Here is a 12,113-nt window from a genome sequence, read left to right as displayed (position 1 = left end):
CCATGAAATGGTCAAACGTTGTTTTTGTGTGCCTGCTTGTCTCTATATGGGCAATGTCCTCCCGTGTTTACGGGAATGCCGCTCCATCGTCCTGCCATCTTTCGCCTTGCGATCCCGCACTGGTTACCGGAACCCTTCCCAATGGTTTCAGGTATCTGATCATGGAAAACAAGACTCCAAAGAACCGGGTGCAGATTCACCTTGATGTCTTTGCAGGTTCTGCTCTGGAACAAAATCAGGAACAGGGCCTTGCCCATTATCTTGAACATATGATGTTCAACGGATCCCGGCATTTTAAGCCGGGTGAACTTATAAAATATTTTCAGTCCATCGGCATGGATTTCGGACATGATGCCAATGCCCACACCTCCTATTTTAATACTGTTTATGACCTGGTTCTGCCCAGCGGAGATCAAAAAAGCCTTGAAGACGTCTTTGTGGTTATAAAGGATTATGCCCAGGGTGCACTTCTTCTTGAATCTGAAATTGACAGGGAAAGAGGGGTTATTCTGGCCGAAAAACGTGAACGTGATTCGGTATCCTACAGAACCTATAAAAAAACACTTGCCTTTGAACTACCAGGTTCCATTATCCCGGATAGAATGCCCATTGGTGTTGAAACCACCATTAAAGGCGCGAACCGGGAAAAACTTAAAGGCTTTTATGACCGGTGGTACCGGCCGGATAATATGGCACTGGTTGTTGTCGGGGATCTGGATGCAGGGCTTGCAAAGAAGTTGATCACCAAGGCTTTTTCATCCATGAAAGCCCGTTCTGATCTGCCGGTGACCAGCCCTGATATCGCATGGACGCCCCACAAGGGTGTAAAGCCTTTTTTTTATGCCGAGCCTGAGGCCGGGACCACAGAAGTGACTATTGAACATATCTCTTTTGAACCCTTTGACGCTGAAACCGTGGACCGGATGCTTGAAGATACGGTTCTGTATGTTGCAGACCAGATGTTTCAGAATCGGTTATCCGGAATGGTTCAGGCCCGGACCGGCGGATTTACCGGAGCCCGGGTCTATTCAGGGCGGTATCTGAAAAATGTTAAAACCGCTGCTGTCCAGGCGGAATGTGATCCAACGGATTGGGAGGATTGCCTTGAACATTTGTCCCAAAGTCTTAAACAGGCATTAAAATTTGGTTTTTCCCAGGCTGAACTTGAACGGGTAAAGGCAGATATCCTCAGTACGTTGGATGCAGCGGTACAAGCGGCTGAAACCCGCGATTCCAGTGTGATTTCAGACCAACTTTTAGAGTCACTTAACCACAGGGAACTGTTTTTGTCCCCTGGGCAGGAACAAAGTATTCTTGCTCCGTTTATCAAAACCCTTTCCATCGAAACGGTGAACCGGACTTTCAGAAACAATTGGCCTGAGGATCATCGTCTGGTTATGGTTACCGGCAACCTGCCTGCCATGGAGAACGCCGAAGCCGGTATACTGAAAGTCTATAACCGCAGTCAGAACCTCGCGGTTCTGCCATATGCTCAAAAAAGTCAGAAAACCTTTCCATACCTTGTTCTGCCGGATGCCCGGGCCCAGGTGGTGACTATTCAGGACAATGTTAACGGTCTTGGTATTTGCCGGATGAAACTGGCCAATAATATTCACGTAAATTTGAAACAGACGGATTTTAAAAAAGGCCAGCTATTTTTTACAGCCGTTTTTGGTTCGGGCCGCATGGGTATTCCAAAAAAGTTTTTCGGGCTGGACAGCCTTGCTGTTTCCACCGTGAACTCAAGCGGGCTTGGAAGCCTGGACCAGGAACAGCTCAAGGCGGCGCTCTCGGGTCGTGATATCAGTCTTTCATTTGATATAAAGGAAAACCACTGCAGTTTGTCAGGCCAGGCAGCTTTAAAGGATGCTGAACAGGTTTTTCAATTATTATATGCATATTTCAACGATCCCGGATTCAGGGCCAAAAGCCTGGCCCTTGAAAAAGCCCGGTATTGTCAAGATTATGAGAGAAAGAAGCGGACACCTGACGGGGCCATGCAGATTCAGGCAGCCCGGTTTCTGGCCGGAGGGGACCTAAGGTTTGGCCTTGCTGACCCTGCAAAATTAGAAAATATTACCATTGATGATCTGTCTTCATGGCTTGGCCCGGAATTTGACAATTCGCCCCTGGAGATTTCCATTTCAGGTGATATGAATTGCGATGAAATAAAAAAACTGGTGAAAACTTATCTGGGTGCAATGAAATTACGCAGCCCTGCAACACCTCGGCAGCCGCTCGAGCCAGCTCCTGTATTTCCAAAAGGTAAGACACTTAAGATCTATCCGGATACCAGATTGACAGATCTGGGTGTTATTCGTCTGGTTTTTCCAACGGATGATTTCTGGGATATTATGAAGACGCGAAAGCTGTCCGTGTTGGCCCAGGTGTTATCCGAGCGCCTGCGCAAGTCAGTACGCGAAGATCTTGGGGCCTCCTATTCGCCGTATGTGTATAATGCGCCGTCCATGATATATGACGGCTACGGGATGATGAATTTTGTGGTGAAGATGACCCCGGGGATGCAGGATACAATAAATGATAGGATAATCAACGAAATCAAAGATGTATTGAAAAACGGTGTCAGTGCCAAAGAGCTTGATTTTATCAAAAAACCATTACTGAATCATCTTAACGACCTTAGAAGGGAAAACACCTACTGGCTGGATTCTGTGATGGCCAATTCCTTTAGATATCCGGAACGCCTTGAATGGGCCTGTACGCTGATTTCAGGATTTTCAGGCATAAGGGCCGGGGAATTAACCGATTTAGCCCGTCAGTATCTTCCCCTTTCAAACCGGGCACTTATCCTTGTACTGCCTTCAGGCCCCTAATATATCGTTTTGTGCCGGTAAATAAGGCGATTCAGAATTTATTTTGATCTGGAAGTGATTTTACCTGTTCCATCACATTGTTTTTCAGGTAATGATCCAGGTCAAACAACTGTTTCAGCGTAAGATCGGTAAATTTGATATGCCGCTTTCTGACTTTCATTGAGCTGAATGACGGCGCATCAGTTATTTCATAGTCGGCAATGGTCTGAAAGGGAATATCGCCGACATAATATCCTATGCTGCTTAAGAAAATAGACTCTTCGTTTTTTTCTTCGGGGTCTGATGATTTGTTGGCGGGGGCTATATATTTAAAACACAGTCCGCCCATACTGATGTCAATGATTTGACCAAGCCTGTTCGAATTGGGACTAATGGCTGCATAGGCACCTTCCACCGCTTTATATCGTTTGTTTCTTCGACGCTCAATGGTTCTTTTTCTTCCGACCATAAGTAAATCCTCAACGTTTTGTGTTAAAAATCCCCTTTTGTCTTTTTGCCTTTTAGGGGATTATGCAATATTCATGCTTAAATCAGTGTCTGTACCTCTGTCCTATGAAAGAATATTTAACTGGCTGTAATTTCACGCAAATAAAAAAAACATCCTGCTGTTATTAAGGCCACTATAAATTCTTCCCGATAGTATGAAAATTATTTCATACTAATTGTGTAGAAAAAGTATTAAATAAAGAAAATATTTATACAGTCAAGGGCGTGTATTTCCCTAGGACTTTGATTGAAATATCTGCCATACGGTCTGGCACACGCTGTAATCAAACCCTCTGTAACGCAGGTAGTTCATCATTTTTTTTCTGCATTCAGATTCATCCAGCCGGTTCCAGGCCTGCTTTTTAGTCTCAACGGCTTTTAATGCAAGTTCTTCGTCGTTATATTCAGTTAACAGCTCTTGGGCCAGTACCGGGTCAATGCCTTTTTTGCACAGCTCAAATCCAAGGGCAAAAACGGATTTGGGCTTGTAACGGATTCTGCTTTCAATGAACTGGCGTGAAAATTCTTTGTCGTTAAGATAATTAAAGCTTAACAACTGCACAACAACCTGCTCGATAATGTCGGCATCATATCCTTTATCCGTCAAATATTTTTTCATCTGCCAGATGGTTTTAGGGCTTTTTGACAGATACCCCAGGGCCTTTTGGTACGCTTTTTCAACGGTCATTTTTTTGTATGAAACAGGTGCCGGATGCCTGTTTTTTTCCAGGTGAGCATCAGATGGGCTAGCTTTTCTTTTGAAGACTGCCGGATAATAATATGGTCTGTGAACAGCAGGTCATTTTCAAAGCTCATTGAGATACGGCTTTGCACGGTATCTCCGGGCAGGGCCTCCTTTTGATAGATCACGTCACATGTCACCGGGGTATATTCAAAGTTTAACCTGCCGGGCAAAGATTCCACGGCCCATCTGACATACACCCGGTTATTCACATGCTCGTTGAGATCCAGATCAAGGAAACGAACCGGAAAGCTGCACTCATGGTCAACATGGGCAAGATCGGCATCCGGTTTGATCAGTTCCGCAGGTTCTTGCACAGGGCTTTTCATCAAAGCCGCCGGCATATTGGGGGCCAGCCTTACCGGCCTGTTGTTTGCGGCCTTTATTAATATCCAGATACTTGAGGCGGTTACCAGGGGACTGGAAGTTTCCAACCTGTGGTCCTGTTCCGCCATCAGCCTGAACTGCCTGACCTCATAAAGGTTTTTCCAGGGGGCCCGCCATGTCTGAACAACCAGCGGCGTCATCCAGTCAATGGGGGTGTGAATTTGTATCCGGTATTGGGCCACCACCCATTTAAGATCTTTTTCGGCCATATCAAATCCGGAAATTCCATAGGCGTGACACTGGGTTGAGGCGGCATTCTGGAACACATTTAAAAGCCAGTCCATTTTGAGCCTTCCACCAATGGTTAACGCGGAATAGGGCAAATTAAATGTTTGAGAAAATATGTCAGGATTATTTTTCATTTTCTTGCACTCCTTCAATCAGGCGGCCGGGTGTTTTGACCAGATCCTCCAGCAGATTGAGCAGCCCTTTTCCCACTGCGGACGGATGAAGGGGGACCACCGTGGGATCTGATATTTTTCCATAGGCCCTGGCTGGAAAAGAGACAAGACGGCCGTTAAGAATGGTATTTACAATCGGAATATATTTAATAATGGTATCAATGGTTTTAAACGGAGCCACCAGAAAAGTGATATCCAGGGCATCATTTAGCGGATCTACCCATCCTTCGGCTATGATGGCCATATTGTCTGCATCAATAAAGGATTTGTTTATATGCACCACGCTCTCTTTTACGTCTGCATCGGCTGTGAATGTTTTAAATCCGAATCCCTGCTGCTGCAGGTCGGTTTCTCCCAGGATATTTATCACTGATAAAAGTCTGGAAAGCAGCGTAGCTTTAAATATCCGGCCGGACTGGGCTTTAAAATTAAGATGCCCGATTTGTTTGGATTTTACCAGGGCCAGGGTCTGTGCAACGCCGGAAAGTTCGCCCTCAAGTGTATAACTTCCTTTAATAACACTTTGACTGCCTGTCAGACAACCCAGTGACAGCGACACCTCCTTTGCCTGATCTGTATTAAAAACAACGTGGGATAAAACCTCCGGCCTGTCCCCGGTATGATTAATGGTTATCCGGCCTGAAAAGTCAAGGCCGCAAAGCAGTGCATGGGTAATATCTATATCAGTGGTCGGCTGATTAATTGTTATCTTTGCCTGAACGCCTTGGTATACACGCTGGTCATAATCCAATGTGTTAACATTAAAAAAAATTTGTTTCTGTTTTACCAGGGGGCGCGGAAAAGGGGCGGGCGCAGATATTTGCTGCAAAGACAAAAGGGGATCAAGATTAAGCTTGTCAGCAGTTATGGTGATGTTGCCTGTGTTATCCGTTGAAACCGTTAACGCATTTTCACCGGTCACCTCCTGAAGTTCCCGGTAAAGATACGAATCCGGGTAAAGCATGTTTTCCAGGGTTGCCTTATCCAGTTGCCCTGAAAAATTAAGCCGCGGCATATCCGGTTTTTTATAAAAAGTCACATCTGCATGGGTTCGTTCCCCATCCTCTATCTGCACGTTTGAAGGGGTCATCTTGTCCATGGCAGGACCCTCTGCCATAAAGAACACCTTTGCACCCGAGATCGTGAGCAACTGCCCCTGAAGCTCACAGGCGTCTGCCTGTTTCATAAACTGTCCCCGGGTCAGTGCCAGGGGCAGGACAATGCTTTGTGTATATTCCGGTGACATGTTCTTTTCAAGCCAGGTGACGTTTTCAATGGTACAGGTAATATCCGAGAGATTTATCGTTGAAGGGGATGCGTTGAATTTACAAAACAGACCTGATATTCCCTGGGTATTGTCGGAAAAGATGACAGCCCCTTTATTCACCTGGCCTGTCATGTGAATCTGCCACAGGTCTGGCGCGAACATGGGGCCTTCAACCCCAAGGTCCTTAATGTCCATAATGCCTGAAAAATTTTTAACCGGACCAAGCTTTTCCCTTGCACCGGGGAAAAGATCCACCAGGGGGGCTGCCTGTTCCAGATCAATATTTGCGGCCATATTTTTTATATTCATGGGGGTCTGCCCCCTGGTATCAATATCGGCATTCAGGTTCGATATCCTGCTCTTTCCTAAGATTCCCGACATGTTTTTCAGGGCAATCTCGTGTTGATCCAGGAGAAAAGAGCCGCCGTGGATATGGATGGGCAGGGGCAGACGCCGGTAATTTCCACTTGCCTGGATGTTTTCTGCTGCGACTTTAACATCCAGGTCTTTATGATCTGGGATGCTATTGAGTTCAAGTACCGCATCGGCCCGGCCCGTAAGACCGGATATCTTTGACATTTCCCGGGCAAGTACCGTATCCGGCAACAGGGAGATAAGGGCTGCAGGAAGTTGTGCTAGATCGACTGTTAAGGGGAATTTTCCTGAAAATGGGACCGTGTGAGGATGAATCAGGTTGATATCAAGATCTCCGCCGGTGACAATTGTTTTTCCCACATGACCACCGTCAGGATGAATGCTCAGCACACCGTCTTTCATCTCTGCCCGACCCGAGGCCTTGTCTACAATAACAGGAACCTGGGGGATTTTAACTGTGACAGCTTCTGCACAGCCCTTTATAATCAGATTTTCTGCGTTGAACAGATGATGTATGTCGTTGGCTTTAAACCCAACTATAATCTTTGGGGCGGTTCCTGCCCTGAGTATGTCAAACAGGATTTGAGATGTTTCCAGGCCCTTGAGAAGTGGCAGACACACCTGTCTTGCCTGGCTGATATCAATCTGTTCCCCGGTAAATTCAATGCTTGATGTTTCTTGTCCGGGGGAAAGTGATACATTTATGCCAACGCGGCCTTTGGGATAAAGAAGTTCCAAGGGCGAAAGGTGTGCGGTTGCCCTCTCTTTTGACAGGGCAAATGTAAGGTCGAATTGCCTTGCTTCAATGCCGTGGTCCTTGGGCGCTTCAAGATGGGCCCGAAGGGAGGTGATTTTCAGATTGCCTGCAAGAAAGGTGTTTTCATCATGACGGCACTCCACGGACACATGTGGGATATCAAAATGTGTTATTCGGCCTTTAAGTGCGGCGTCAAGCCCGGGAATACTGTGCGTTTCCAGCCCAACCCCTGATATCTGCGCCTTGATATTCACGGCCCGGGTCCGGCCTGTCACCAGAACCCGGCAGTCCATGGCGTTGAAATAATTTGACCGGGCATTGGTGACAATAATATCCAGATGATCCGTATCTGCTGGGACCAGAGCAAGTAATCGGTCAAATCCGTTCTGCACAGACGCGGCAATATCCAATGGCGCTGTGGATTTATTTTTGCCGGCAACAGCCTTATTCCGGATCAGTTCAGGGGATTGAACGGTGATGCGCTTTACAGCCGCCTTGAATTCCAGCAGCTGGTCCGGGGCCAGTTCCACCAGCGCCTTGTTTATTGTAACCTGGTTTTGGGGGTCAATCTGTGCCGATATATCCGTTATGCAGATACCTGGCAGGGGGTTGAGGACAAACGTCAACTGATTAAACCGGATATCAATGCCGGTTTTGTCCTGAAAAACTCTGGCCAGACGCAATTTGACCGGTTCCGTGTTGATCAATGGGGTAATGGCAAAGGCCAGAGCGACTGCGCAGGCGGTCACGGTTACCGCGAAGAAAACAGCACTGCGCAGTATGCGTCTTCTGTTCATGGCCATGCATTCATATCTGCAAAAAAATTAATCAGGTGCTACTGCCAGTTATATCCGTTTTTACGGCTTAACGTAATAAAATCTGCAGCAATGTATTGGGCCTGGTCTGTCAGGATCTCCTTGATCTCTTCCCTTTCCGGGTCTATGTCCTCCAGGGATGCCAGGGGTTTTTCTCCTTTTTGTTCCCGGTAATTGTTTTCCAGGGCCAGCTCCTCGTTGTTAAACGTGGTGTCTGTTTTCAGCCGATCCGCCAGATTCAGGGAGAGGTTTTTTTGTTCCAGTAAAGATTCTGCCAATTGAATCCGTTGGGTGAGATATTTGATGCCAAATGATTTTTCGGCCCGTTTTTTATAGGCATCATCCAGGGGTTTGATCACGGGCTGCAAAGAGATATATGCGGAATAACGGGTGGCATCAATATGGTCCCAGAGCAGGGCACCGTCAAGGGCGCTCTCCCCGGTATCTTCGGGCCTGTAAATCTGGGGAAACCAGATGTCAGGTTCAACGCCTTTGTGCTGGGTGCTCTTACCCGAGACCCGGTAAAATTTGGCTGAGGTCATCTTCAGTCGCCCATCTCCCAGGGGTTTGAGTTCCTGAACCGTACCCTTGCCAAAACTTCGGGTGCCCACAATAAGGCCCCGGTGATAATCTTTGATGGCGCCTGCAAAAATTTCACTGGCTGATGCGCTCATCCTGTTGATGAGCACCATAAGCGGCCCTGTGTAGATAATTTGGGGATCTTCATCATACAGGCGAGATACCCGGAATTTTGTTTTGATTTGCACTGTCGGGCCATATTTAAGAAACAGCCCTGTCAGATCATTGGCTTCTTTAAGCGATCCTCCCCCATTGTCCCTGAGATCAATAATCAATCCGTCAATTTTTTCTTTTTTTAACTGCAGCAGCAGCTTTGTTACGTCTCCTGTGGTGCTTTTGTAATCCGGGTCGCCCCTGTGAAATGCGTCAAAATCTATATAGAAATTTGGAATTTCAATGATACCCAGCTTATAGGTCCGGTCGTTTGAGGTCACGTCCACCACTTTTTTCTGGGCTGCCTGCTCCTCAAGCTTCACCTCGTCGCGCTTGATACTGATGGTGGCGGTGACATTGGCTTTTCTGGCAGGAATGATTTTTAACCGCACATAGGTGTCTTTGGGGCCCCGGATCAGCTTGACCACATCATCAATGCGCTGGCCAATGGTGTCCTTGATTTCTCCATCCTGCCCCTGGCCCACGCCAATGATTTTGTCCCCGGGTGCAAGTTTCTGGGATTTGTCCGCCGGACCTTTGGCGATAAGGCGGACTACCTTTGTGTATTCATATTCGTTTTGCAACACCGCCCCAATGCCCTCTAAACTCAGTTTCATATGAATATCAAAATCTTCGGACAGGCGTGGGGCAAAATACTGGGAATGGGGGTCAAAGGACATGGTGACGGCATTCATGAAAATCTGGAATACATCCCTGGACTGTGTCTGGGACAGGCGGGCCAAGCGGTTGGAGTAGATTTTTTCCAAGGTTTCACTGATTTTATCATCAGGCGTTTTGTCTATCTTCAAATTAATGATATGGTTTTTCAGCTCTTTTTTCCACAGGGGCTCAAGGCCTGACGCGTCCCGGATAAAGGGTTTATGATCATAGTCAATGACAAGGGTTTCGTTTTTGGTGAAATCAATCCGGGTCTGCCAGGATTTGGCAAGTTCGAGAATATATTCAAGGCGCTGTTCGCTGCGGGACTGGTAAAGGTTGAAAATTTCAAAGGCAGGCCCAAGGTTTCCCGTTTTCAGATATTTGTACATCAGCTGTTTCAACGGCTGAAAATCATCTAAATCTGCCTGGGTCAGAAGATGTTTGCCCGGATCCAGAAATTTGATATACCGGTCAAACACATGGACGGACATATTTCTATCCAGTTTTTTCCCGGTAAAATGTTCCCGTTCAAGGGCATTGACAATGGCAATACATTGCTGGGACTGATCATCCTGAAAAGTCAGTTCGGTAATTTGTGCATGGCAAAGTGGTGCGCAATAAAAAAAAGCGGCAACGGCCAGTACAGCCCAAAGCCTGTGGATAAGTCTAGTGATCTGTGTCATGGGTTACGTCTATATCCTTTGGTGTTTCAAAACTGATCCGGCCGAGCCTGCCGGATCGAAGATCCCTGATAATAAGTTGTGATGCTTTCTGAAAATCGACATATCCGCCTTTTTTGAGACATCCCCTGGCTTTGCCCACTGTTTCGATAAGGGCCTGGGCTCCCCCGGGCAATGGATTTAAAAACGGGTAACGCCCGACAAGGCAGTCCGGGTATCTTTCCAGTAAAAGCTGTGCGGCAAAATAGGCGATTTCATGGTAGTCAATGGCCGTATCACTGATGGCCCCGGACACTGCCAAGGCAAGTCCGCGCTGCCTGGGTTCAATCACCGGCCACAGGATACCCGGGGTATCATAAATATCAATATTGCCTTTAAGGCTGGTGCGCTGCTGGTGCCGGGTAACTGCCGGTACATTCCCGGTCTTTGCCACTTTCCGGCCGGCCAGGGTGTTCAAAATCGTGGATTTGCCCGTGTTTGGAATACCCACCACCATAACTTTGGCCTTCCTTGCCTGGTTCCTGTTTACCTGTGATACCAGGGATTCCAGGGCATGTGAGGTCTCTTGCAGATGGGTCCCGCAGATGGCTGCCGCCGGCAGGTTCATGTCCTGGTTGAAATATTCAAGCCAGGCTTGGGTCTCTTGGGGGTCGGCAATATCTGACTTATTAAGAATTTTCATTCGGTTTTTCCCCTTGGCTATCTGGTCCACAAAGGGGTTGGAACTGGACAACGGCAGCCTTGCATCCACCACCTCAAGCAGGGCATCCACTTTGGCAATGGAACTTTTAAGCTGATTTTTTGTCTCCAGCATATGGCCGGGAAACCACTGGATATTCATCTTTTTATTTTTTTGATTTCCTGTTGGTGAGTGATTGTTTTATCCGGCTGTGTGGGCACCTGTTCAACACTGTCTTTTGAGAAAAAATACAGATATGAAAAGAGCACCGCAATGATACTGGAACCGATAAATCCGCTGACGGCCAAGGCAATGGTATATCCAATCCAGTTGTAATGATTGTAATACCCAAAGGCACAACCGGCTGCCATGCTTAGCATAAATATAAAAGCAAAAATGAATTTCATAAGTCCGTTTAAAGTTTTGATGATGCTGAATACTTGGCCAGAATGCGAATCAGTTCATTGTGCAACCGTTTGTTTGCCGCAGCAATGCCTTTTTGCGGGAATTGCTGTGCGCCTGTAAAATCGGTGACCACACCACCTGCTTCCTTTAGAATAACAATCCCTGCTGCAATATCATAAATATTGAGATTCATTTCCCAGAATCCGTCCAGACTGCCCAGGGCTGTATAACACAGGTCCAAAGCCGCAGAACCAAAACGCCTGATGTCCCGAAGTTGCGGGACAATCTCATTAAAAATTGGCAGGTTGTTGTTTTGCCAGCCAGCTCTTAAACATGCAAACCCCGTTGCCATGACCGCTTTGTCAAGTTCCCTTGTTCCAGAGACATGGATGGGGGTACCATCCATAAATGCACCTTTTCCTTTTTCAGCATAAAATAGTTGGCCCAGGGCAGGGGCATAAACTACGCCGAGCACCATTTCCCCTTCTTTTTCAAGGGCAATGCTGATGCTGTAAAAAGGCAGCTGGTGGACAAAAGAAGTGGTGCCGTCTATGGGGTCAATGATCCACCTGAATCCGCTTTTTGTCTGGACAGCCCCGTACTCTTCTCCGAGTATGCCATGGTCAGGATACCGGTCAAGGAGAGCCTTGACCAGAAACGCTTCAACTTCTTTGTCTATTGACGTGACAATATCTTTTGCTGATTTGAATTCAAGATCATGGATGGTTAACTGCTTTTGACCGTCAAGGCAGATCCTGCCGGCGTCAAGGGCCAGGTTTTTTATAAAAGAAATCAAAATATCAACCGTTTTTAACTCGTTTCTATAAAGATCATTAAAATTTAGCAGAGCCCTAAAATTTTGTTCGGCTATTATGGCATATTACATGAGATTT

Annotated in this window: 9 protein-coding genes; 1 reads left to right on the top strand and 8 read right to left on the bottom strand. The window is 46.8% G+C overall.

Annotation, left to right across the window (positions count from 1 at the left end):
* The first annotated feature begins 2 nt into the window (after positions 1-2).
* Positions 3-2,834, top strand: coding sequence for a M16 family metallopeptidase (locus tag Q366_RS03640; RefSeq protein ID WP_156968100.1), 2,832 nt, complete (start codon positions 3-5; stop codon positions 2,832-2,834).
* Between the two features lie 31 nt (positions 2,835-2,865).
* Here the strand turns inward: Q366_RS03640 and Q366_RS03635 are convergent, their stop codons facing one another.
* From Q366_RS03635 to Q366_RS03600, 8 genes are all read right to left on the bottom strand, one after another.
* Complete coding sequence (locus Q366_RS03635; RefSeq protein WP_035236461.1) at positions 2,866-3,282, bottom strand: PilZ domain-containing protein; 417 nt, start codon at positions 3,280-3,282, stop codon at positions 2,866-2,868.
* Positions 3,283-3,555: 273 nt separating this feature from the next.
* Positions 3,556-4,008, bottom strand: coding sequence for a regulatory protein RecX (locus Q366_RS03630; RefSeq protein ID WP_035236459.1), 453 nt, complete (start codon positions 4,006-4,008; stop codon positions 3,556-3,558).
* Entirely contained in the window at positions 4,005-4,811 is an 807-nt protein-coding gene (locus Q366_RS03625) for an acyl-[acyl-carrier-protein] thioesterase (RefSeq protein ID WP_035236457.1), read from the bottom strand. The genes Q366_RS03630 and Q366_RS03625 overlap by 4 nt, the downstream gene beginning before the upstream one ends.
* Positions 4,801-8,046, bottom strand: a complete 3,246-nt coding sequence (locus Q366_RS03620; RefSeq protein ID WP_035236606.1) for an AsmA-like C-terminal region-containing protein — start codon at positions 8,044-8,046, stop codon at positions 4,801-4,803. Before Q366_RS03620 ends, Q366_RS03625 begins: the two co-directional genes overlap by 11 nt.
* Positions 8,047-8,084: 38 nt before the next feature.
* Positions 8,085-10,139, bottom strand: coding sequence for a carboxy terminal-processing peptidase (locus Q366_RS03615; RefSeq protein WP_035236455.1), 2,055 nt, complete (start codon positions 10,137-10,139; stop codon positions 8,085-8,087).
* The gene (gene ylqF / locus Q366_RS03610) at positions 10,123-10,977 is read right to left on the bottom strand and encodes a ribosome biogenesis GTPase YlqF (protein ID WP_035236453.1); all 855 of its coding nucleotides are present in this window, start codon (positions 10,975-10,977) and stop codon (positions 10,123-10,125) included. Before ylqF ends, Q366_RS03615 begins: the two co-directional genes overlap by 17 nt.
* A complete protein-coding gene (locus tag Q366_RS03605; protein ID WP_035236452.1) occupies positions 10,974-11,222 on the bottom strand; it encodes a hypothetical protein in 249 nt (82 codons plus the stop codon). Before Q366_RS03605 ends, ylqF begins: the two co-directional genes overlap by 4 nt.
* Before the next feature lie 8 nt (positions 11,223-11,230).
* Positions 11,231-12,016, bottom strand: coding sequence for an inositol monophosphatase family protein (locus Q366_RS03600; RefSeq protein ID WP_035236449.1), 786 nt, complete (start codon positions 12,014-12,016; stop codon positions 11,231-11,233).
* Between the last annotated feature and the right edge of the window lie 97 nt (positions 12,017-12,113).

Source organism: Desulfobacter vibrioformis DSM 8776 (assembly GCF_000745975.1).
In the GTDB taxonomy this organism is placed as follows: Bacteria; Desulfobacterota; Desulfobacteria; order Desulfobacterales; family Desulfobacteraceae; genus Desulfobacter; species Desulfobacter vibrioformis.
Note: the sequence above shows the minus strand (reverse complement) of the source record. Positions and strands in the feature narration are given on the sequence as shown.